Source organism: Vibrio sp. TRT 1302, assembly GCF_050113875.1.
GTDB lineage: Bacteria > Pseudomonadota > Gammaproteobacteria > Enterobacterales > Vibrionaceae > Vibrio.
In genome coordinates, this window is sequence record NZ_JBNJOF010000009.1 from 80,206 (window position 1) to 103,420 (window position 23,215).

Consider the following 23,215-nt stretch of genomic DNA (forward strand, 5'->3'; position numbering starts at 1 on the left):
GTTGTCTAACTGTACTGGTTTTTGTTTTGAAAATTGTATCTGTATATGATTTCGCGCTCAAGGGATACTGGGTCAAAACATAGAGGAGGTGAATATGAAAAGAAATGATTTGCTACTGGCTATTGCGGTAATGGCTATCTGGGGATTCAATTTCTCAATGATCAAAATGGGTGTGACTAACGTGCATCCGCTACTTGCAACAGCAGCGCGCTTTGCATTGGCGGTGACGCCGGCTATTTTCTTTATTGCAAGACCAAACGTCGCTTGGCGCTATTTGATCAGTTACGGCTTAGTGTTTGGAGTCGGAATCTGGGGGATGGCATCGTGGTCGATCACGGCTGGGTTATCATCAGGGATCTCCTCTGTATTGCTTTCCACCAATGTCATTATTGGCATGGTGGTCGGTGTTTGGGTATTTAAAGAACAGGCTTCGCGGAGGAAAATCGTTGGTGCGTTAATGGCGATTACTGCCTTGTGTGTGCTGGTCCTGTCGACCACCGGCAATGTGACCTTAGCAGGCGTGATACTGATTATGATTGCAGCATGCAGCTGGACGCTAATGGGGGTGATTGTCAAAGCCTCGAAAACCACTCAAGCCTTTGCTTTCAATGTTTGGGGGATGCTATTTGCGCCAATCCCGTTGGTGATGTTTGCGGTCGCTTTACACGGGGAACAGATACTGTGGTCCGCCGTAGAAAACTGGGATTGGAACACAACCGTTGCGGTACTGTTTCAGGCTTATCCAACGACATTATTTGGTTATTGGGTATGGAACCGCACCCTTATAAAGTATCCATTAAGTACTGCTGCACCTCTTACTCTAATGGTGCCAGTATTTGCGCTAATTAGCGGCTATTTCATGTATGACGAACAGCTATCTAGTGCTCAGGTTATCGCATCGGGACTGTTTTTGGTTGGGATTGGTTTAATCGTTAAACCAGCGACAAATCATCAGGATAGAACTCAGTTGTTGAAGCGGGCCAGCATGGCAAAAACTGCGCGATAAAGAACAGTACTGGTTAGCTTTGCTGACCAGTACTGCATCGGTTTAGTCTAGACGAGTTCAACTTCGACGTCAGTTTGAACTTGGCTAGAACACGCCAGCGTATAGCCGTTAGCTAAGTCTTCTTCGCTTAGTGTTTCCGTGCTCGTGCGGGTCACTTGACCTTTGGTGACTTTACATTTGCACGAGCCGCACATACCACTTCGACAGGCGATGATGATAGGTACCCCTTGTTGTTCGAGTGCATCGGCTAGTGTCGTTCCTTGCTCAATCTCTGTTGATACACCGAATGTAGGGACTTCAAATTGAACCACGCCACCTGTTTCTGCTGGTTGTTTGGATTCAATCGGAGTAAAGCTCTCCTGATGGAATTGGTCCTCGCTGACTCCCAATGCTAAGCAGTGCTGTTCCATGTCTCGCATAAACTGAGTCGGACCACAAAGATAGACAGTACGCTGGTCAATATCTGGACATAAAGTGCTCAGCCATTGCTTATCCAATCGACCTTGTGGATGTTGTGTTCCTGTGTTGTCTTTGAGTAGCAGTTTCAGGGTGAAATTGTCGTGGATAGCGGCCATCGACTCTAGTTCATCGAAATAGATAGTCTGAGTGGCACTTTTTGCCATATGAACAAAAACCACATCTATGTCGTCTTGGTCACGTAGCCAAGTTTTTGCCATCGACATAACCGGTGTGATACCACAACCCGCACTGAGCAAGAGCACGCGTTGTTTTGGCGGACAATCCACACTATTGAAGGGGCCAGTCGGAGCGAGGACACTGACAGTGTCGCCAATCGAAAACTGGTCGATGATATGGTTAGAAACTAGGCCTCCATCAACGCGTTTCACGGTGAGCTTTAGGCTCTCTTCTCCAGGCATGGAAGCGATTGAATAGGCGCGGTATTCACGCTTGCCATTTAGATCAAAGCCCAATGACACGAACTGACCTGGTTTGAAACCACTGAAATGGAGGTGACAGCCGTCAGCGGATTGCAGCTCGATGCTGACTGTATCTTCGGTCTCAAGCCATTTGTCACTGCAACGCATGGTGGCTGGCTGATTATTTTGCCATTCAATAAACATATTGGTTTCTCTTAGGAAAACACCCAGTACATAGCTGGTCTATGCACTGGGTACGGGCGGGGAAAAGATTACGCGGCTAAGATGGTTTTTAGATCTTCTTCGACATTACCGATACTGCGCATGTCAAATTTCTCCTGAATAATAGCCAGTAGGTTGTCTGTCAGGAAGGCAGGTGCGGTTGGGCCTGTGTAGATGCCTTTAACGCCGAGTGCAAATAGCGTGAGCAAAATAACAATCGCTTTTTGTTCAAACCAAGACAGTACCAGCGTTAGCGGCAACTCGTTAATACCACAGTCAAACTCTTTAGATAGCGCTAGCGCAAGCTGAATGGCTGAGTAGGCGTCGTTACACTGGCCAACATCAAGCAGGCGAGGGATACCATTGATGTCACCAAACTGGTTCTTGTTGAAACGGAACTTACCACAAGCAAGAGTTAGAATTACGCTGTCTTCAGGAGCTTTCGCTGTAAAGTCTGTGTAGTAGCTGCGTTCAGCTTTGTCACCGTCACAGCCACCAACGAGGAAGAAGTGTTTAATGTTACCTGCTTTGACTTGCTCAACGACCGCAGGTGCCGCTTCCATTAGAGCATTGCGACCGAAGCCAACGGTGATCATTTGCTCGATTTCATCGTGTTTGAATCCTTCCTGCGCCAATGCACAGTCGATGACTTGACTGAAATCATCACCTTCGATATGAGCCACGCCCGGCCAGCCAACAATGCTGCGTGTAAACAGACGATCGGCATATTGACCAACGTTTGGATTCAACAGACAGTTTGAAGTCATCACAATCGCGCCAGGGAAGTTAGCGAACTCTTTTTGCTGGTTTTGCCAAGCGCTACCGTAGTTACCAACGAGGTGAGGGTATTTGTTCAGCTCTGGGTAGCCGTGTGCTGGCAGCATTTCACCGTTAGTGTAGACATTGATGCCCTTGCCTTCGGTCTGTTGCAGGATTTTTTCTAAGTCATGCAGATCGTGCCCAGAAACTAGGATGGCTTTGCCTTTCACCGTTTTAACGTTTACCGCCGTTGGGGTTGGGTGACCAAAAGTCGCGGTTTCACCTGCATCAAGCATCTCCATGACTTTGTAGTTCATCAGACCAATTTGCATCGAACACTCAAGTAACGCATTGAGATCCTCTGGATCGGTTCCGAGCCATGCCATGATCTGGTGGTATTCTGCATAGATGTCATTGTTTGTCTGTTCAAGAACACGTGCGTGCTCCATGTATGCCGCCGCACCTTTTAGGCCGTATAGACAGAGTAGTCGTAACCCAATCACATCTTCGCTGATTTGCTGATAGCCGCGGTTTACCGCTACTTGAGGAGCAAACGCCAAAATTTCTTCTGCAGTCGCAGGCAGTTCGAAATCCGCAACCGTCGGGGCTGCATCTAGCTCAACGTCGCTCAGCTTTGCTGCGGCTAGAGTCTGTTCTTTTAAGCGCGCTTTGTAGATCGCTGCCTGAGCTGAAAGCTCAAGGATACGTTGAGGATCAAAGTTGACGTTGGTCAGAGTCGAGAAGAAGGCTTTGGGTGCCCACTGGTTTACCGCATCGTCCACAATATCAAATTTTAGAGCTTGTTGTGCCCAGTAAGAGACGCCCTGTAGGGTGTAAACCAATACGTCTTGTAGATCCGATACTTCAGATGTTTTGCCACACATACCTTGTGCGAATGAGCAGCCTTTTACAGTAGGGGTTTGAATCGTCTGTTCACATTGAATACAGAACATTGCACGTCTCCAGTATTAATCATTATTAAGCCAGATTGGCTGTTGGTTTTGTTTTCCCTATAGAGCACGTCTCATGCCAACTTATAAGTTATTGATTAATAAAGAGTATAATAATTTTGTGTGAGTTGTTTGATGTAAAATAGACAACGTGTTTGATGTGTTTATTACATGGCCCAATGCTTGTGATCGTCAGGCAACGGATGGAAATTGGTCTCTAGTCGGTTAAGGCTTGGTGATGAAATAGACAAAAAAAGCTTGGTTCTTCAAGGTGGTAGAGAATGCGTGGGTGTTTAGAGTCTATCAAATGTGTGCAGTGAATCCTGATGTTATTTTTACATCACTTAGTGTTGGTGTGATTAAGTGGGCTGAGCGCCCACTGTGACAAGTTAAGCTTCAACACCCAGTTTTTTACCCATACGGTAGAGGTTTCCACGATCCATCTGGAGAAACTCAGCCGCTTGAGACCAAGTCCCATTCGATTTGTTGAGAGCGTGCACGATGAGGCGCTTTTGATAGGCCTCAACCAGACTTCTCATCGGTTGGCTTTCGTTGGGGAGAATATCTTGCGAAAAACTCTCATCTGTCGAGCCAATCCCTGCATCAAAATGGCTGATACGAATCATCTGTTGCTGCTGTTGAATCGCTCTTAAAGCGGCTCTGGTTAAAGTATGTTCAAGCTCGCGAACATTACCTGGCCAACTCTGTTTTTCGAGCCAGGATAGGCTTTTGGGATGAAGATGCAAATTGGGGATATTAAACTGGCTACGAACTTTCTCCAGCAAATAACCGGCTAAAACAGGAATATCTCCTTCTCGATTTCTTAGCGCGGGCACAGAGATAGGGAAGACGTTGAGTCGGTGGTACAGGTCTGCTCGGAACTGGCCGTTCGCCACCTCTTGCTCAAGAGAGCGATTGGTCGCTGCAATGATTCTGACGTTGACCAGCAGGTGTTGATCGCTACCGACTCTTTGCAATTCCCCTTGCTGTATCACCCTTAAAAGTTTCGCTTGCAGCATCAGTGGCAACTCACCCAACTCATCAAGGAATATCGTACCGCCGTCTGCAAGTTCAAACTTACCTGCTCGAGAACTATTGGCTCCGGTGAACGCCCCTTTGACATGACCAAATAACTCACTTTCAGCTAGGCTTTCTGGTAACGCAGCGCAGTTTACGTAGATCATTGGCTTATCCGCTCTATGACTTTGAGCATGAACACTATGCGCGACCAGTTCTTTACCGACACCTGTTTCACCGGTAATGAGCACCGCATAATCAGACTGAGCAACTGTCGCAATATTGGTGCGAAGTTGCTGAATCTGGGGACTAAGACCAACCATCTCCCCTTTTTGCGAACGGGCTTGTTGGATGAGAGTCTGAGTAACGGATTTATGTTTTTTATTTTGTGCTTTGAGAGCCTTAACTTGAGCAATATTGCGCAGGGTTGCTGCTGCTAGTGCAGCAAAGGTCTCGATAGTCACAGGATCGATGGCATCAAAAGCACCAACAGTCAGTGAGTCTAATGTGAGTACTCCAACTAATTGACCTTCCACATAGAGACTGCAGCCCATGCAGTCATGCACATCTAGCTCTGCTTCTTCACTGACTAGGATCCCGCTGAATGGATCTGGCAGCTCACACTCTGCGCCAAATCTAACGGGTTGTTTACTCTGCATGATCACTTCGAGCCGTGGATGAGTGCGCGGGAAGAATCGACGGGCCAAAATAGTGGTCGAAATGCCTTTCACTGCCACAGGGGTAAGAAATCCATCTTCATCCAGTACGAATAGGGCACTGGCATCACAGGGAAAGACTTTGTCTATACCGTCAATCAGCATCTGATATTGAGCTTCACTATGCTGGTTGGAGCTTAGATTGAGTGCGATATCGAGCAGCACTTTATTCAGGTTGGCTTTCATCATGTTCCCTGTTGGATTAGCGAAACGGCCATCCTAGCAACAAGATGTCATTTTAACATCGATAGGTTTGCGTTAAGTGCCTTTGAGTTGATTTACATCAATTGAACACGCGACAGAGGACTTAGTGGCTACTACTTGCCATTGAACTGTGCTCGATACTGTTGTGGTGACACTCCGACAAGACGACGAAAGTGATGGCGTAAGGTCGTCGCATTTTCAAATCCAGACATGTTCGCGAGTCGCTCGATGGAATGTGCTTCTCCCTCCAATAGTCCTTTTGCTCTCTCGATACGTTGTTGAGTTAGCCACTCTTTAGGAGATAGGTTGAAGCTGGCGCGAAACTTACGGTCAAAAGTGCGTCGTGACATATTGGCTTTGTCAGCTAGGGTGTCAACCGTGATGCTTTTATCAAGCTGACTATTGGCCCAGTCGATTGCCGCTGAAAACTGATTGGGTATTTCTAACATAGGGGTTTCGACGAACTGTGCTTGTCCACCTAAACGGTGAGCCGAGATCACCAGTCGCTTTGCCACTTGATTGGCAATGTTATAGCCGTAGTCGCTACGAATTACAGCGAGGCCAAGGTCGAGTGCTGCCGCACTTCCCGCAGAACATCCAATGTTGTCGTCAAAGACGTAAAGCACATCTGGCTGATAGTGGACAAGAGGGAATTGCTGGCGAAATTTCTGCTCGTACATCCAATGTGTGGTTGCTGTTTTTCCATCAAGCAAACCTAGTCGTGCTAGTAAGAATGAGCCAGAACATAGTGTGAGTACTTGCTTACCTTCTTGTGTAAATAAGGTGATTTGTTGTTTGATTCTATCAGGAATCGGGTAATCCCAAGTGGGCCATCCAGGAATGATCAGCGTGTCGTAGGATTGCAGAGATTCAACGTATTGAGCGCGAAGCAGCAAGTTTCCAGTGGTCTGAATGTCGCTGTCTTGCAAATTGACAACGTCAGTTTGGTACCAGTTTTCGAACTCAGGTCTTGGTAGAGCAAACAATTCTATCGCACATGACATTTCGAACAGAGTGACATGTGTATGGGCGAGGATCGCGACTTTTTTCATCTTCATTCCTTGAGATAACCAGCTTGGCTGAAAATTAACGATAACTGTCTTTTACGCCAATGTCACCTGCTACGATTTGACGGCAAGATAGTGTTGTCATCAATCACACAAGGAGTACGTAATATGTCGAGTGCAGTATCAAGAGTGGCGGCGGCGAACAGCCAAGAGGCGCTGGCTCATTTTGAGCAACTATTAAAGTTTGAAACAGATTGCTGGGATGTGCACCACGCGTTGACCAATGGATTACAGGATTTTGTCTTAGTCGATGTCAGAGCGGAAGTGCTGTTTGAACAAGGTCATGTGGACGGGGCGATCAACATTCCACATCCAAGGCTCAATGAGAAGCGCTTAGCTGAGTTTCCATCAGAGACGTTGTTTGTTGTCTATTGTGCAGGACCACACTGCAATGGGACGGAAAAAGCAGCGATACGATTGGCTAAGTTAGGACGGCCGGTCAAGAAAATGATTGGTGGTGTTACGGGCTGGCTAGATGAAGGGTTTGAACTTGTTCCCTGCTTGGTTGAGCAGCAGTAAACATGCATCCAGTGCATAGTGTAATTGACCAAATGTCATTTGAGTCATTGCGCGTCGATCCCTACACTTCGCGCTCTTTGTTAAATCCACGCTGAGAATTTGAATCATGTTTTCTCAATCACTTTTCGCTCAGCTTGTGAGAATGAGCTTGTTGCTAATACTGTCCCTGATTGTTGTTCACCACTCTCCAACTTTGTTGGATCTCTTGGCGCAACAAGCCGTTGATAGTAGTTGCCATCAGACGTTAGGCGATCAAGCCAGCCATTCTCATGATCATCATCACTAAGGTACTGCGATGAGTATTTTTCGATTTCCTGTCATGGTTTGGCTAGGTATTGCCATTCTGATTATCTGTCTAGGGATTAGACAATCTTTCGGTATCTTTATGATGCCAATTTCTGAACATTTTCAGACCGGACGCGAATTTTTTAGTTTTGCCATTGCGTTGCAAAACTTACTATTTGGTGTGTTTCAACCGTTTGTTGGCATGGCATCAGATCGATATGGTGCCAAGCGCATCATTATCCTTGGAGCGTTCGCCTACGGCTTAGGTTTATACCTGACCTCTATCGCTATGGAACCTAGCTTGCTCTACCTCTCTCTCGGGGTACTGGTGGGCTTAGGTTTAAGCGCAACCAGTTATGTGATTGTTTTGGGTGCTGTCGCTAAAGTCGTGCCTGCTGAACATGCCGCTAAAGCGTTTGGTCTGACTACGGCGGCGGGTTCATTTGGTATGTTTGCCATGATTCCAGGCGCACAAGCTTTACTAACGGATTTTGGTTGGCAAGGTGCGCTTCAAGCTTTCGCTCTTTTGTGTAGCACTATGATCGCGTTTGCACTGTTTATGAAAAACAGTACGCCGAAGCAAGCTACGTCTGTTGGCAGTGTTGAAGAGAACCAGACGCTAAAACAAGCATTGCAAGAGGCGTTTTCTCACAAGGGGTATTGGTTGATCCACCTTGGCTTCTTTGTTTGTGGTTTTCACGTTATGTTTATCGCCACTCACCTGCCAAGCTATCTCGCTGACAAGCAATTACCTGCTTCCGCTGCAGCAATGGCTTTGGCGTACGTGGGTATATTCAACATCTTTGGCTCCTATTTTTGGGGAGTGATGGGTGACCGATTCAATAAGCGTCATGTAATGGCTGCACTGTATATCATGCGTACCTTGGTGATCGGGGCGTTTGTAACCCTGCCCGTTACTGAACATACTGCCGCTATATTTGGTGGGGCAATTGGCTTTTGTTGGTTGGGAACCGTGCCTTTGACGTCGGGGTTAGTGCGTCAAATCTTTGGAGCCAAATATCTCTCCACCCTGTACGGTTTGGTATTTTTTACTCACCAAGTAGGTAGTTTTTTGGGGGCTTGGGCTGGTGGCCGTATTTACGATTACTACGGATCCTATGAGCCAATCTGGTGGTCGACTGTGGTATTGGCTTTTGCTGCGGCGCTGATTCATCTGCCAATTAATGATAAACCAGTACAACGTTATGCAGTTGCGTAATAAATGAAAATAGTGAGTCCGTTTTAATCAAACTTCGATTATGATGGACTCATTCTAATTCTCATCTTTCTTATTTATATGTTCGCTGAATGGGTCTCGTCAGAGGCATTGATTGCTGCTTTTCTTATCTTTTTGGGGTCGTTTGTCCAAACGGCGATAGGATTTGGTTTAGCCATTGTCGCTGCGCCACTGTTGATTTTAGTTTCACCGGATTATGTCCCCGCGCCTATCTGTTTGGTGGCACTGTTTATATCAATACTCAATGCACTTAAACATCGTGCGAGTGTCGAGATTGGTGGTCTAAAAATGGCGTTGATAGGGCGAGTTCCAGGCTCTATTGCTGGTGGTGTATTGTTAGTCATGGTGTCTACTGATGTGATGACACTCTGGCTCGGGTTATTGGTGCTGTTCGCTGTGGTGGTGAGCCTACTCCCATTCCGTATCGAGCCGACGCCAATGCGGATGGGCGTCGCTGGCTTTTTCTCCGGTTTTTTTGGCACAAGTTCAGCGATAGGTGGCCCTCCAATGGCATTATTGCTGCAGCATCAGGAAGCGAATCAACTACGAGGCAATCTTTCTGCGTTTTTTGTCTTTAGTTCGTTTATCTCATTGCTTATTCAAATGCCGGCAGGGTTTTTAACACTCCATCATCTATGGATCAGCGTACCACTCATCCCTGCGGCTTGGATCGGTTACAAGCTCGCTCAGTTGACGACTCACTCATTGCCAAAAGAGAAAATCCGTTTTGGTGCGCTATTGTTGTGTAGTATCAGCGGCGCAACCGCAGTCTGGCAGGGTTTGTCTTAAACTGTTCATGTTAGGTTAAGGAAGGATCCTGATACTGGTCGCTAATAAGGAAGGCATGTTCAAACCCATTTTATACACCCTTCCTAGTACTGAAGTACGATGATTGTTCAGTGGCTAAGGTTTTTCACAAAGGAGAGAGTCAGTGTTAAGAACACTTGGAAACATAATTTGGTTCCTGTGCGGTGGTATCGTCATGGGTTTAATGTGGTGGTTTTTTGGATTGCTGGCGTTTATCAGTATTATTGGCATCCCTTGGGGACGAGCGTGTTTCGTTATGGGCAACTTCTCTTTCTTCCCGTTTGGGCAAGAAGCTATCGCTCGTGATGAGCTAACTAATGAGACCGATATAGGTACCAGCCCGTTGGGACTGGTGGGTAATATCATCTGGTTTGTTTTCGCCGGTATTTGGTTGGCGATAGGACATATTATGTCTGCAGTTGCCTGTTTTATTACCATCATTGGTATTCCTTTCGCGCTCCAACACTTAAAGTTGGCGTACATTTCTCTCGCGCCAATTGGTAAAACAGTTGTGCCGAAAGAACAGGCTGCGTTAGCAAGATATTCTAAGTAACAATTAGCCTATTCATAGCGTCATTGAAGAAAAGATCCCTAATGGGATCTTTTCTGTTTTTGGCGATTATTAAGCGAAAAGCCGAACCAGAAGTTGCTTGAATTTTGCTCACTCAGTACGGGAGATGAGCTAAGCAAATGATTGCTTAGGTTGTTTTGTGAACAATTTTGAAATGTGGATATTTTTCCGTGTCGACCAGAAAATATGCAAATAACAGATTGATTTGACGAATGAGTTGGTTATAGTAGCCGCGTTTGCTGACCAGCTCACGGAAGAATAATACTGGATATGTTGCCGCGATTGACCCACACATTTTATTCATCTCTTGCCTTATTTAGTACAGTAATAAGCACTGGTTCATTTGCTGATCCCATCAAATTGGATCTCTATACTCAGGAGTTTCCTCCGCTGCAAGTACAAGTCGAGAACAAGCCAGAGGGATATGTGGTCAAATTTGTCGAAGCTTTAGTTGAACACGCATCAAAAAGTGTCGAGATGGAAATCGGTGACGTCCATTTTGTTCCGTGGAAGCGAGCTATTCGCACAACTCAAGAGAGTGACAATGTGTTGTTTTTCTCTCTTTCGCGCACACCCAATCGGGAAGAACAGTTTCAATGGATAGGGGCAGTGTCTCCCTATGAAGTTGCAGTTTATCGTCATATCGAAGGTCCATCTGTTGTTCCTGCTTCCCTGACGGACCTGAGAAATCATAGTTTTGCCGCGCAGGTAGGTAGCTCATTCGAAGAAGTGATAAAAGATGAAGGGTTTGGCAATATTATTCCTGTCAATTATGGCAAGGTTGCCATTAAGCTGCTGCGTGCTCATCGTGTCGATTTCGCGCCATTGGTGACGTCGAGCTATTACTACCGTATGGAACAGTATGGTTTTAATCCAAACGAATTTATTGAGGTTATTCGGGTCGACAAGCTTTGCAAGGACTTATGGTTGGTGACGGGAAACAACACCTCACCTCTGGTGGTCGATGCCTTGCGTGAGAGTTTTGCGCAGTTGAAGAATGAGGGTGTGCTTGATCAGTTGATCGCGCACTACCAACCTGATAGCGAAGTGATGGTTAAGTATCGAAACGCAAAGTCTAAACAGTAAAAAGAGGCCAAATGGCCTCTTTTTGTTTACTCGACTTATAGCTCTTCACCATAGATATCGAACGAAAAGTATTTGGCTGCGATCTTGTCGTAGGTGCCGTTGCTGCGAATCGTGTCGATAGCTTTGTTGAATTTTTCTGCCAGTTCTTGGTCTTGAAGACGAAGCGCGAGCGCGGTTCCTTCGCCTATGTAGGCTTTGTCAGTAACTGGTTTGCCGATGAATTCAAAGCCTTGACCAATCTCCTTGTCCAAAAATGCCAGTGCCAATTGATCCGAGTTGCCAAAAGTGAGATCAAGTCGACCATTTTTCAGGTCGATGTAGACTTCATCTTGACCTGAATAGCGCTTGATTTCAGCGACGTCACCGAACTTATCGGTTACGTATCGATCGTGAATCGTGCCACTTTGTACCCCGATGACTTTATCTTTTAAGTCTGATTTGGTCAGAGCCAAGCCACTACCGGATTTAGCGACAAAACGTGCTGGAGTTTGGTAGTACTTATTGGTAAACAAAACTCGCTGTTTGCGTTCTTCTGTAATGCGCATTGACGCCATGATCACATCTGATTTGCGCGCAAGTAGGCTAGGGATAAGCGAGTCCCAACCTTGTGAAACCCAAGTACACTCAAGTTTTGCCTCCGAACATAGCGCATCCGCAATTTCGATATCAAAACCGACAGGTTGACCATTCGTGTCCTTGTAGTTGAATGGTGGGTAAGTAAAGTCAGAAGCAAGACGCACTTCTTTAGCAACAATAGGTGTTGCGATTAAGGTTGCTGCGCAAGCGATAGCACAAAGCATTTTGTTCATGATAAATATCCTTATTATCTTTCGGTGGATGGTGTCAGGACGTCTGAAAAGTTGCAAATAATTTCACTAACTTCTTGCATAGTCTGTGCGCTGCCTATGGTGATTCGTACACAGTGTTTTAGCGCGGGTTCGTGAGCTTGATTACGGGTGACAACACCTTGCTGCACTAAGTATTCAAACAGCTTTATCTCAGGCTGAGTTCGAATCAGAACGAAGTTAGTCGATGATGGGTAAACCGTATCTATCCATTCAAGATGCTTGATGGCATCTACAAATTGTTGTTTGGTTTTGACCAATGCTTGTGTGTGCGCTTCCACTTTCTCAAGACCTTCGGAGCTTAATGCATGCAATACGATTTCCGAGGAGCTATCTGGCATCGGATATGGGGGAACGAGTCGAGCAACAAACTCCATGACGCTTGGCGAGGCGATGATAAATCCACAACGCACTGCGGCAAGACCGAAGGCTTTAGAAAGGGTTCGAATTACGATCAGATGCGGATATTGGTCGATCAGATCAACGACACTTTCTGCCAGTTCGAACTCTATGTAGGCTTCATCGACCACAACTAGTGAGTGGTCGGCAGTCTGTTCAAGAATCGCAACAATCTTCTCTCTGCCCAGTAACTGACCGGTTGGGTTATTGGGTGAACAAAGAAAAATCACTTTTGCCTGCTGGGAAGCAGCAACGATATGATCGACATCGAGGGAAAAATCGTGCGCTCGTAACGGGCAATCAATCACAGCGACTGAGAATGATTCTGCGCAGAACTGGTACATGGCGTAGGTTGGACTACAGGTTACGATACTGTCCTGACCAGGTTGGCAGAACGTTCTAATGATCAAGTCTATCGCTTCATCTGCACCACGCACCGCTATCGTGGGTTGACTGGTGTGACAGTATGCCTGATAGGCTGCTGCGATATCTTGAGGTAAAAAGTCGGGGTAACGATTAAGAGCCGATTGATGGGGATTGAATAGTAATGGTTGCTCTAGTTCATTCGCGTTGAGCCACAGTCTACCGCTGCCACCAATTCGACGAGCAGACTGATAAGGTATTAACTTTTTTATGTTCTCTGGTGCCAGTTTTTCCGCAAGTGACATCATTTTTTATACCTAGCATTGAATGGTTAGTCACGATATGAGGATATAAATCGACATATCTTCCGTTTGATTAATAATCTAATCAAAAAAGAATGACGCTAGAATCGAAATAAAGGCATACTTGCTATGCAAAAAAATCATGGATGAACAATGTGAACACTCGGCTACCTTCAACCAAAAACCTGCAAGCTTTTCTTGCAACGGCATACTATCTCAATTTTACTCATGCCGCTGAGTCGCTAAATATGACCCAAGGTGCGATCAGTCGTCAGATTCAGTCACTGGAAAGCATCATGGGGGTCACTCTGTTTTATCGGCAGGCACGAGGTTTGGCTCTCACAGCGGAAGGCGATAAGTTCGTCCCTTTGGCTGAAGAGATCATTCGGCGTTTACAGACTTCGATACGTGAGGTAGCAGACAGCGCTAATCGGATCAAAATCAACGCCCCGAGCTGCATTACATCATGGCTACTTACCCGCATCGCGCATTTTCAGCAGCAGTATCCAGACATTAATGTTGAACTGACCTCGACCACTGAACACAATGTTGTTCCGAGTTTTGACCGATTTGATTTGATCATTCGTTACGGCAAGCCGACCAGAAGTAAGGCGTTTGAGCAGGTTCTATTATTTGAAGAGGCGTTAGCTCCCATGTGCTCACCGCAGCTATGGCAAACAGTGGTGGGGAATCAAGCCAATGAATCGGTTTCGACAGAGGATGCACTGGGTCAGTTTACTTGGTTACATGCCAACCAAGAGCAATCAGATTGGTTAATGTGGCTGGACACGCTAGAGCACAATAGGATCAAAGGCAAGGGCAACCAGACCTTTGCGACGCTTGATCAGGCCGTCAACGCGGCACTGCAAGGGTTTGGTATTGCGATTGGCGATATTAAATTGGCAGAGCAAGATTTGAGAGCAAAACGCTTGATACAGCCGTTCGAGAAAAGCGTCAAATCTGGCAGCGGATACTATCTGTTGCTGCCCAAGCATGAAGAGAGTACACGCATCAGGCATCTGGTTGATTGGCTGGCGCAGTGAGCGACGATTAGTATGCCTTGATACCAAAAGGTTTTAGTTTAGCTGGCAGCACTTCGTCCAGCTTGTCTATCTCATCAGGGAACACCTCTATTAGTGCAAAATGATGTTCCTCATAGATGGCTCTAATTTTATGCTGCTGTTTTTCTGGAGTTGTCGCGTTGTCGTCACCCCAATATTGAAGATAGACTTTTCCGGTTGGCAGATAAAAATCACTCAGTACATCTTGTTCAATCGGTAACTGACGGTCATAGGCATGGACGACACCATTCATGTAAAGCCAATTATCGATGATCAGTTCTGCTTTAGAGCGTACATAGTGCCCGTCTAGCGTGCGATGCTTAGCTTCGAACTTTTGCCTGAAACTCGATAACGACTTGTCCGTCGCGTGCGCTTGGGCATCTTGCCCTGAGAACTCAACAACTGACTGTCTCAAACGTTTATTGCGAACAATCGAGTCATGCCAAACGACAAAGTGTTGCTCACGCTCTTTGTCTTCGCGCTGATAACCGCCTACAGTGAGACCAGACGCAGTGACATGCCAGCCATCGTCGCCTTTGGCTATCCAACCCAATTCCTGGAGTAACTGATTGACCTTTTTTGCACTGAGAGAAAAGCGTTGACCAATTTGGGTGGCGCTCATGGTTTTACCGCTGGTGGCGGTGGAATCGATAAGGAGGTTTTCTGGCCAAACAATAAACTGGCCAAATTTAGTATGATCAATGTACTCACCACCAAATTTAATCCCAAGCTCTGTCAGAACCCAGCCATCATCTGAGCGATTGATATACCCTGCAACTTTAAGGTCGCTAAACAGTTGTTTAGCATCCATTTCACGTTGTTTTGCCAAGGCGGTGGTAGAGATTTTGTCTGACATTCTATTCTCCTTATCATTGATGCTATTGTTAAATCAAAGCCCCGTTTAATCAAGAAGATATAGGAAAATAATAGACCTGCTGTCGACAATGTCGTGTGCTAAAACGTGCTCGTTAGAGCCTGATGGGAGTTGAACAGAGTCAAGGAGGAGAGCCCCTCCTGACCCACTATTGATAGAGTACCCCGTCAACCATGACGGCTTGGCTTTGGTAGTCATCATCGAGTACGGTTGCGGCCGCACGGAAATGGGGCTGGAGCATTCCAAGATCGTCGCAATGAAGTGCTTGCGCTGGGTAGGTTGCGGCCATTTTTAACGCTTCTTCTTCGCTGATTCCCCATCGGATGACATTCGCCACCGATTGATCCATACCAATATGGGCACCCGCCAAACTGCCGCGACTGTTAACCAGTTTATTATTAACTACCTTGATCGTTTCTCCATCGAGAACAAACTGATTGGTTTTGCTACCCACTGTCGCCATTGCGTCCGTGACGATCAGCAGTTTCCCTTGTGGTTTCGCCTTGTGGGCAAGCATTACGTTTTGGGGATGAACATGGATCCCGTCAGTAATGATCGAGCACCAGCTGTGATCTGAGTAGAGTGCTGTACCAACCACGCCAGGTTCGCGACCTTCTAGGGGAGACATCGCATTAAACAGATGGGTAAAGCCATCGATAAGCAAGCGTTTCTCATCTGGCAGTTGATCCGCTTTGGCGTTGCTGTGACCACATGACAGAATAACTTGATGCTCTTTCATCCACAGCAGTGCCGAGCGGTCGATATTTTCTATCGCGGCGGTGACCAGAACCTTGCCTTGTTTAGGCCATTGGAATGATTCGAGCTGCTCTACTGTTGGTGAGTAAAACAAGTTGGCATCGTGCGCCCCTTTCTTCTCTGCGTTTAACCACGGTCCCTCTAAATGAACACCCAGTACACCTGCAACCGATTCTTCTATCGCCTGTTGTGTGGCGTTGAGGGCATGTTGAATATTTTCAGGTGTCGAGCTAATGAGTGTTGGCAGTAAATAGGCAGTACCATGTTTTCTATGGGCCTGACATATGGTTGCCATTCCTAGTGTCGTGATGTCATTGTTGAACATCACATCGCCACCACCATTGACTTGTATATCGATAAATCCGGGGGCGATTAAACCCGTCGGGAAATGTTGATGCTCTATTTCGTTAGGCAATTCACCAACAGGGAGAATCGAGGCTATCTGGTTTCCCTCCCAGACTAAGGCGCAATTATAGTGGTAGTGATTTCCATCGAAAATTCGTGGTGCAGATATCGCTTTAAGCGTCATGATTTACTCTCCAAACTGAAATGCAGCACCAAGTAAGCAGGCGTCATAATCGCCTTTGGCTGCCACAACAGGTACTTGAAATACCGCTGGACGACGTTTTATCGCTTGATCGACACGAGCAATATAGTTTTTTGCCAGCCCGATGCCGCCCCCCAAGACAATGACATCGAGATCCAAACATGCTTTTAAGTTACAGCATAGTATCGCAATGGCTTGTGCGCTTTGGTCAATGATCGCTTCGGCGTCGGTATTGGTCTGCGCTTGTTCGAACAGTTCAATGTTTGATAGTGGTGAGGAAAAGCGTTGTTCACTCGCTCTTTGGATAGCGGTTCCGGACGCGATAGCTTCGACACATCCCATTTGACCACAGCCACATTTAGGGCCGGTTAGAGATACTGACATATGTCCTATATGCCCAGCGAGTCCGGACTGACCTTGATGCAGTTTCCCATCGATAATAATCCCACCACCCACACCGGTTGATACAGTAATGAACGCCATGTTTTTTACTTGATCATCCAACTGAGTATATTCGAACCACGCGGCGGCCTGTGCGTCATTCAGCATTTGAACAGGTAGTTTGACGTGTTTTTCTATCGCCTGAACTAAAGGAAAAGGAGCGGGAAAGGCGAGGGTATCTGGATTAATGGCACTTATTCCCTGCTCAGTCACTAAACCTGTGGTTGAAATTCCGATATTGTCGCACTCTTTTAGCCAATCACTGCTGCTCGTGAGTAGAGTGTGGGCAAAGATATCGACATCGTTGACAACGGGGGTCGAGATTTGTCTGCGCTCAATTAACACACCTTGTTCAACCAGCCCTAAGGCGATTTTTGTCCCTCCGATGTCGATTGCTAATGTGCGCATTCCTTTGCTCCTGCTGCCTGAGTGGCTGAGTTAAACCATTGAGTGACGATTTCAAGACGAGTGATCGCTGAACCGACCGTCACCGCCGTTGCGCCACACTCAATGGCTTTAGCCGCTAACTCGGGTGTGTTGTAACGTCCTTCTGCCATTGTAAAGAATCCAGCTTGTGAAAACTGTTTGACTAACTGCAAATCTGGTTCTGTCGGTTCAGTCTCTCCAACATAACCTGATAATGTTGAACCGATTATTTCCACTCCTTGCGCATGAGCCCAGACACCATCTTCAAAACAAGAACTGTCAGCCATAGCGATACAACCTGAATTTTTGATGGCTTGAGCGATATGTTCTCTGCTCTCAGGACGTGGTCGATCCGTGGCGTCGAATGCGATAATCGTTGCCCCAGCGTTAGCTAAATCATCAACGTCACTGGCAAAAGGTGTGATGCGGACAGGACTGTCCTGCAAGTCACGTTTCACTATTCCAATAATTGGTACACTGACGGCTGCTGAGACTGCTTTGACATTTTTTACACCCTCGATACGAAATGCTTTAGCCCCGGCTTGTTCAGCTGCAACCGCCATGGCGACGATAAAATCGGTGTTTTCTAAAGGACTGCCTACCACTGGTTGTATCGATACTACGGTTTGACCGAGCAGAGACTGCTTTAATTCATTGATACTTATACTTTTTGTGTTCACAACGGGCCTCGTAACTTGAGTAATGCTAGTGCGGAGTGAAGGAGAAAGAAACCGTCACAATTCGTCCAATCAGTGTGCCAATTGATATGTCTGGCGAATTTTTGTCCGCGATCACATTTTGTAAAAAGTTGATTTGAAAATAATCTTCATGGCAATAATAATCCATAACGAAGATTTTTTTCAAACAAAATAAAAGTTTTTTTTGAAAATGGTGAAACCAGGTATAAATCGTATAAAAAGGGAACAATATGAAAGCCATCAATAAGATTACTCTCGCTCTGCTGACCCTAAGCTGTGCCACTAGTCTACAAGCCGCTACAACACTGAAAATGGGGATGCAAGCCTCAGTCGGTTCTGTGGAGTACGCTTCAGCTAAACTCTTAGCGGACACCATGGAGGAGATGAGTAAAGGCGAACTGAAACTCGCTCTTTATCCGAGTGCACAGCTTGGTGATGACCGCGCGATGCTACAGCAGTTAAGCATGGGTGATTTGGACATTACTTACGCTGAGTTTGGCCGCATGGGTCTTTGGATTCCACGTGCTGAAGCCGTGACACTGCCTTATGTTGCCCGTGATTTCGAACACTTACGCCGTATGTTCGATTCGGATTTTGGTATTGGAATCCGTGAAGAGATGCTGTCCAAGTTCAACTGGCGCGCTCTCGATACTTGGTACAACGGCACTCGCGAAACTACTTCTAACCGTCCTCTTAACTCAATTGAAGACTTCAAAGGTCTGAAATTACGCGTACCTAATGCTAAGCCAAATCTAAACTACGCTAAGTTGTCTGGGGCATCGCCAACACCAATGGCGTTTTCGGAAGTTTATTTAGCCCTTCAAACGAATGCGGTAGACGGTCAGGAAAACCCACTACCAACGATCAAAACGATGAAGTTCTACGAGGTTCAGGGCAACCTTGCGATGACCAATCATATTGTCAATGACCAGATGGTGATCATCTCTGAATCCACTTGGCAAAAACTGTCTGACAAAGAGAAGAAAATTGTCGAAGACGCGGTGATGAAAGCTGGTGAAGCGCATACGGCTTCAGTTAAGAAGCAAGAAGAGGAACTGGTTTCATTCTTTGAAGAGCAAGGGGTGAACGTGACATATCCCGATTTAGCGCCTTTCCGTGAAGCGATGCAGCCACTTTATGCTGAGTTTGAAGATAAGGTTGGTCAGCCTATCGTTAAGAAACTCGCGGCTATGTAAGAGAGTAGCGTGAGCTATTCTCATCTGTTCGGGCTGGCCAGCTAGGCCAGCCATGGAGCTCAAGATGTTACGTAAGATAATTAACAATATTGAAGAGATCATAACTGTGCCGTTGATGGCTGCCCTGTTAGTGGTACTGACTTGGCAGATAGGGACTCGTTGGTTGTTGAATGATCCTTCGCTCTGGAGTGAGGAACTCGCCCGAGTTCTGTTTATGTACATGTCGCTGATCGGTTGTGCGATAGCCATTAAACGCAGCACGCATGTCAACATTACTTTCTTCTCAGACAAACTGCCAGAAAAGGCTCGCTTGTGTTTAGTGTTGTCGCTGGAACTCGCGGTTCTGGTGTCTATTTTTGCCATTATTGTATTGGGTTATCAGCATGTTCAGCGCACGGCTTTCTTTGAGTTGATCACACTCGGAGTATCGAGTAGTTGGATGAACTATAGCTTGCCACTAGGTGGCGTATTTATGGTGTTCAGACAGCTCGAAAAAATGGTCGGTATTGGCAAGCAACTGTTCTGTGGCAGTCAATCCGTGTCTTCAACAGATTCACAAATTGCTGAAAGGTAGGGATTCCATATGGCAGGTTCAATTTTTGGCTGGTTAGGGCTGCTGTTTGCAGGCATGCCAGTGGGTTTTTCTCTCATTTTTGTTGCTTTAGTGTTTTTGGTGTTGACCAACAGCACTGGGATCAACTTCGCGGCTCAGCAGATGCTGGGTGGGATCGATAACTTCACTTTATTGGCGGTGCCTTTCTTCGTTTTAACAGGGCACTTAATGAACAGTGCCGGCATTACTGAGCGAATTTTCAATTTTGCTAAATCCATGGTCGGTCATATAACAGGTAGCCTTGGTCACGTAAATATCATGGCAAGCTTGTTGTTCTCGGGTATGTCAGGGTCAGCGTTGGCAGATGCTGGTGGCCTAGGGCAGTTAGAAATCAAATCCATGCGTGATGCAAAATATCACGATGACTTTGCCGGTGGTCTAACGGCGGCTTCTTGTATCATTGGTCCATTAGTTCCCCCTTCTGTCCCTTTGGTGATATACGGAGTGGTATCCAATACGTCCATCGGCGCTTTATTCCTCGCAGGTGCTATTCCCGGTCTATTATGTTGTATTGCGCTAATGACGATGAGTTACTTCATCTGTAAGAAGCGTGGCTATATGACGCTGCCTCGTGCCACACGTCGTGAGCAGTTGACCTCGTTTAAAGAAGCATTTTTGTCATTGCTGACGCCAGTGATCATTATTGGTGGCATCTTCTCTGGCAAATTCACTCCCACTGAAGCAGCGGTCGTTTCCTCCTTATATGCACTGTTTCTCGGTACGGTTGTTTACAAGCAGCTTACTTTGAGTGGTTTTGTAGAGATTCTAAAAGAGACGGTAAATACAACCGCTGTTGTCGCTTTGATGGTGATGGGTGTCACTGTCTTTGGATGGATTGTTGCACGTGAACAACTACCGCAAATGTTGGCAGATTACTTTTTGACCATCAGTGATAATCCGTTGGTACTACTGCTTCTTATCAACTTATTGCTGTTGTTCCTCGGCACCTTTATAGAATCCCTTGCGCTCTTGTTGCTATTGGTTCCGTTCCTCGTACCTGTCGCGGCAGCGGTTGGTATTGACCCCGTTCACTTCGGTGTGATGGCGATTCTAAACCTCATGATTGGCATTTTGACGCCACCGATGGGAATGGCGCTATACGTGGTTTCAAGAGTTGGTGATATTCCATTCCATGTTTTGACCCGTGGTGTTCTTCCGTTGCTGGTTCCTCTCTTTATCGTGTTGGCGCTGGTTGCTGTATTCCCGCAATTTACTCTTCTACTTCCACAGCTGATGCTTGGCTACGGACAGTAATGACAACTTTGAATTAAAGGTAATTAAGATGAATAAACTAACTGGCCTTATTGCTGCTCCGCATACCCCATTCACAGCGGATAACAAGGTGAACTTTGCCGCGATTGATCAAATTGCTCAGTTACTGATCGAGCAGGGTGTGAAAGGCGCTTATGTATGTGGTACTACCGGCGAAGGTATACACTGTTCAGTTGAAGAACGGAAAGCGATCGCTGAACGTTGGGTTAAAGCAGCAGATGGCAAACTTGACCTTATTCTGCACACCGGCGCTTTAAGTATCGTTGATTCCATTCACTTAACAGAGCATGCTGAAACACTGGATATTTTGGCGACCTCGGCGATTGGACCTTGTTTCTTTAAACCTGGTAGCGTCGATGATTTGGTCGAGTATTGTGCTCAGATAGCGGCGGCGGCACCTTCAAAGGGCTTTTATTACTACCACTCGGGTATGTCAGGGGTAAATCTGGATCTTGAGCAGTTCCTGATTAAAGGTGAACAAAGGATCCCAAATTTATCTGGTGCCAAGTTTAACAATGTCGACCTTTACGAGTATCAACGTTGTGTCCGTGTTTCTGGTGGAAAGTTTGACATCCCATTCGGTGTCGATGAGTTCTTGCCTGCGGGTTTGGCGGTTGGCGCAGTCGGCGCCGTGGGCAGCACCTATAACTACGCTGCACCGCTCTATCTAGAAATCATTGAAGCGTTCAATCAAGGGAAACACGATCAAGTCGCGAAACTCATGGACAAGGTCATTGCCATCATTCGTATTCTGGTTGAATACGGTGGTGTTGCTGCGGGAAAAGTGGCGATGCAATTGCATGGTATTGATGCTGGTGACCCGCGTCAGCCTATCCGTGCTTTAACTGCAAATCAGAAAGCAGATGTACTGGCTAAAATGCGCGACGCTGATTTTATCTGAGCTGAGGGGCGTGAGGACGTAACCAGTGAGTTTGGGAGGGGGGCGGCGTAAGCTGCGATTCCTCCCACCTAGGAACAATAAAGCGAGTGAGATCAGAACTTAGGTGGCTGAAATGTTTGATTTCAATTTACTTATTTGCTGATAGCGTGATTGTTAGTGTTCAAGAGGCACTGAGTTTGATACTTTTATCTTAGCCAAATAAATCTGAAGAGGCCGCAGTGAATTCGCCTAAAAATCTAATGGTTCGATTACGTTCGAATATTGAGCCTTTGAGTAAAAAACTGAGACTGGTTGCGGACTACGTACTTGAAAATGCACATGATGTACAGTTTCAGACCATAACGGAACTTGCTCGCAATACCCAAACAAGCGAAGCGACGGTTGTACGTCTGTGTCGTGATATGGGATATAAGGGTTATTCTGATTTCAGAATGGCGCTTGCTGTCGACCTCAGTCAGACCGCAAGCCAAAATCAGCCTCAAATGGAGGGGGATATCTGTGATATTTCGGCTCAAAGTGCCGTTGATAGTTTGCAAGATACTGCCAAGCTGATTGATCGCAAATCATTGAGTCGTATCTGCGAACTGGTCCATAACGCTCAGTTTATTGGCTGTGTTGGTGTGGGTGCATCGAGCATAGTGGGGCGTTACCTAGCGTATCGATTGGTCCGTATTGGTAAGAAAGCCATCATGTATGAAGATACGCATTTAGCGGCGATGAGTGCAGGTCGCAGCAGTGCGGGCGATTTGTGGTTCTCGGTATCAAGCTCTGGTTCAACCAAAGAAGTGATCCATGCCGCCAGTCAGGCACATCGTCGCAATGTTCCTGTTGTCTCTTTAACGAATATCAGCCATAGCCCGTTGTCGGCAATATCTGATGAGTTGCTTGTAGCAGCACGACCAGAAGGCCCACTCACTGGAGGGGCGTTTGCTTCAAAAGTTGGCGCTTTGTTGCTAGTTGATGCGCTGATTAATACTTTGATTGATAGCTATCCCGAATATACTGAGTCTGTACTGGAAACGGCTGAAGTGGTTCTTCCGTTGATGAATAGTTAATATCTCTATGATATTAAACAACTAATTTTAAAGCTCACTATTTTGTGGGCTTTTATTTTATCTATTGGTGAAAATATTTTTTATTGTTAAGTTGATCAAAGAAATATTTTTTCATTGATCAATAATGTGTTCGATATATAAC

The 23,215-nt window shown here is 46.2% G+C and carries 23 protein-coding genes; 13 read left to right on the plus strand and 10 right to left on the minus strand.

Annotated elements, in window-relative coordinates:
* The first annotated feature begins 94 nt into the window (after positions 1-94).
* Positions 95-1,006, plus strand: coding sequence for an EamA family transporter (locus tag ACQEXP_RS12600; protein ID WP_426970250.1), 912 nt, complete (start codon positions 95-97; stop codon positions 1,004-1,006).
* A 47-nt stretch (positions 1,007-1,053) separates the two neighbouring features.
* Here the strand turns inward: ACQEXP_RS12600 and ACQEXP_RS12605 are convergent, their stop codons facing one another.
* The 4 genes from ACQEXP_RS12605 to ACQEXP_RS12620 all read right to left on the minus strand — a co-directional run bounded on the left by ACQEXP_RS12605 (position 1,054) and on the right by ACQEXP_RS12620 (position 6,804).
* Positions 1,054-2,088, minus strand: a complete 1,035-nt coding sequence (locus ACQEXP_RS12605; protein WP_426970252.1) for a 2Fe-2S iron-sulfur cluster-binding protein — start codon at positions 2,086-2,088, stop codon at positions 1,054-1,056.
* Positions 2,089-2,156: 68 nt separating this feature from the next.
* Positions 2,157-3,818, minus strand: coding sequence for a hydroxylamine reductase (gene hcp, locus ACQEXP_RS12610; protein ID WP_426970254.1), 1,662 nt, complete (start codon positions 3,816-3,818; stop codon positions 2,157-2,159).
* A 386-nt stretch (positions 3,819-4,204) separates the two neighbouring features.
* Positions 4,205-5,734, minus strand: coding sequence for a nitric oxide reductase transcriptional regulator NorR (norR, locus tag ACQEXP_RS12615; RefSeq protein WP_426970318.1), 1,530 nt, complete (start codon positions 5,732-5,734; stop codon positions 4,205-4,207).
* Between the two features lie 131 nt (positions 5,735-5,865).
* Positions 5,866-6,804 carry a helix-turn-helix domain-containing protein gene (locus ACQEXP_RS12620; protein WP_426970256.1) on the minus strand — a complete coding sequence of 313 codons (939 nt, stop codon included), beginning with the start codon at positions 6,802-6,804 and terminating at the stop codon, positions 5,866-5,868.
* Positions 6,805-6,927: 123 nt separating this feature from the next.
* On the opposite strand from ACQEXP_RS12620, the gene ACQEXP_RS12625 reads away from it, so the two are divergent.
* The 6 genes from ACQEXP_RS12625 to ACQEXP_RS12650 all read left to right on the plus strand — a co-directional run bounded on the left by ACQEXP_RS12625 (position 6,928) and on the right by ACQEXP_RS12650 (position 11,324).
* Positions 6,928-7,338 carry a rhodanese-like domain-containing protein gene (locus tag ACQEXP_RS12625; RefSeq protein WP_269375811.1) on the plus strand — a complete coding sequence of 137 codons (411 nt, stop codon included), beginning with the start codon at positions 6,928-6,930 and terminating at the stop codon, positions 7,336-7,338.
* Between the two features lie 106 nt (positions 7,339-7,444).
* A complete protein-coding gene (locus ACQEXP_RS12630; RefSeq protein ID WP_426970258.1) occupies positions 7,445-7,624 on the plus strand; it encodes a hypothetical protein in 180 nt (59 codons plus the stop codon).
* A 9-nt stretch (positions 7,625-7,633) separates the two neighbouring features.
* A complete protein-coding gene (locus ACQEXP_RS12635) occupies positions 7,634-8,842 on the plus strand; it encodes an MFS transporter (RefSeq protein WP_426970260.1) in 1,209 nt (402 codons plus the stop codon).
* A gap of 78 nt (positions 8,843-8,920) precedes the next feature.
* Positions 8,921-9,649 carry a sulfite exporter TauE/SafE family protein gene (locus ACQEXP_RS12640; RefSeq protein WP_269375809.1) on the plus strand — a complete coding sequence of 243 codons (729 nt, stop codon included), beginning with the start codon at positions 8,921-8,923 and terminating at the stop codon, positions 9,647-9,649.
* A gap of 142 nt (positions 9,650-9,791) precedes the next feature.
* Positions 9,792-10,220, plus strand: a complete 429-nt coding sequence (locus tag ACQEXP_RS12645; RefSeq protein WP_138972674.1) for a YccF domain-containing protein — start codon at positions 9,792-9,794, stop codon at positions 10,218-10,220.
* A gap of 300 nt (positions 10,221-10,520) precedes the next feature.
* Positions 10,521-11,324, plus strand: a complete 804-nt coding sequence (locus ACQEXP_RS12650) for a substrate-binding periplasmic protein (RefSeq protein WP_426970262.1) — start codon at positions 10,521-10,523, stop codon at positions 11,322-11,324.
* A 35-nt stretch (positions 11,325-11,359) separates the two neighbouring features.
* On the opposite strand, the gene ACQEXP_RS12655 is transcribed toward ACQEXP_RS12650, so the two are convergent.
* Positions 11,360-12,133, minus strand: a complete 774-nt coding sequence (locus ACQEXP_RS12655) for an ABC transporter substrate-binding protein (protein ID WP_426970264.1) — start codon at positions 12,131-12,133, stop codon at positions 11,360-11,362.
* A gap of 14 nt (positions 12,134-12,147) precedes the next feature.
* Positions 12,148-13,239 carry a histidinol-phosphate transaminase gene (gene hisC / locus ACQEXP_RS12660; RefSeq protein ID WP_426970265.1) on the minus strand — a complete coding sequence of 364 codons (1,092 nt, stop codon included), beginning with the start codon at positions 13,237-13,239 and terminating at the stop codon, positions 12,148-12,150.
* A 149-nt stretch (positions 13,240-13,388) separates the two neighbouring features.
* Here hisC and ACQEXP_RS12665 point away from each other — a divergent pair, with 149 nt between their 5' ends.
* Complete coding sequence (locus tag ACQEXP_RS12665; RefSeq protein ID WP_269375804.1) at positions 13,389-14,276, plus strand: LysR substrate-binding domain-containing protein; 888 nt, start codon at positions 13,389-13,391, stop codon at positions 14,274-14,276.
* 7 nt (positions 14,277-14,283) lie between these two features.
* On the opposite strand, the gene ACQEXP_RS12670 is transcribed toward ACQEXP_RS12665, so the two are convergent.
* From ACQEXP_RS12670 to ACQEXP_RS12685, 4 genes are all read right to left on the minus strand, one after another.
* On the minus strand, positions 14,284-15,150 hold the full coding sequence (locus ACQEXP_RS12670; protein WP_426970267.1) for a glycerol kinase: 867 nt from the start codon (positions 15,148-15,150) through the stop codon (positions 14,284-14,286).
* 166 nt (positions 15,151-15,316) lie between these two features.
* Positions 15,317-16,453 (minus strand): N-acetylglucosamine-6-phosphate deacetylase, encoded by a 1,137-nt coding sequence (gene nagA, locus ACQEXP_RS12675; protein WP_426970269.1) that lies wholly within the window; start codon positions 16,451-16,453, stop codon positions 15,317-15,319.
* 3 nt (positions 16,454-16,456) lie between these two features.
* Entirely contained in the window at positions 16,457-17,320 is an 864-nt protein-coding gene (locus ACQEXP_RS12680; protein ID WP_426970271.1) for an N-acetylmannosamine kinase, read from the minus strand.
* Positions 17,308-18,018: a putative N-acetylmannosamine-6-phosphate 2-epimerase gene (locus ACQEXP_RS12685; protein ID WP_426970273.1), complete on the minus strand. Its 711-nt coding sequence runs from the start codon at positions 18,016-18,018 to the stop codon at positions 17,308-17,310. Before ACQEXP_RS12685 ends, ACQEXP_RS12680 begins: the two co-directional genes overlap by 13 nt.
* Before the next feature lie 248 nt (positions 18,019-18,266).
* On the opposite strand from ACQEXP_RS12685, the gene ACQEXP_RS12690 reads away from it, so the two are divergent.
* From ACQEXP_RS12690 to ACQEXP_RS12710, 5 genes are all read left to right on the plus strand, one after another.
* A complete protein-coding gene (locus ACQEXP_RS12690) occupies positions 18,267-19,232 on the plus strand; it encodes a sialic acid TRAP transporter substrate-binding protein SiaP (RefSeq protein ID WP_269375799.1) in 966 nt (321 codons plus the stop codon).
* A gap of 64 nt (positions 19,233-19,296) precedes the next feature.
* Positions 19,297-19,806, plus strand: a complete 510-nt coding sequence (locus ACQEXP_RS12695) for a TRAP transporter small permease (protein WP_419723636.1) — start codon at positions 19,297-19,299, stop codon at positions 19,804-19,806.
* Between the two features lie 9 nt (positions 19,807-19,815).
* Positions 19,816-21,099: a sialic acid TRAP transporter large permease SiaM gene (gene siaM, locus ACQEXP_RS12700; RefSeq protein WP_426970275.1), complete on the plus strand. Its 1,284-nt coding sequence runs from the start codon at positions 19,816-19,818 to the stop codon at positions 21,097-21,099.
* A gap of 28 nt (positions 21,100-21,127) precedes the next feature.
* Positions 21,128-22,018: a dihydrodipicolinate synthase family protein gene (locus ACQEXP_RS12705; RefSeq protein WP_426970277.1), complete on the plus strand. Its 891-nt coding sequence runs from the start codon at positions 21,128-21,130 to the stop codon at positions 22,016-22,018.
* A gap of 218 nt (positions 22,019-22,236) precedes the next feature.
* A complete protein-coding gene (locus tag ACQEXP_RS12710; protein ID WP_269375795.1) occupies positions 22,237-23,073 on the plus strand; it encodes a MurR/RpiR family transcriptional regulator in 837 nt (278 codons plus the stop codon).
* Positions 23,074-23,215 lie beyond the last annotated feature (142 nt).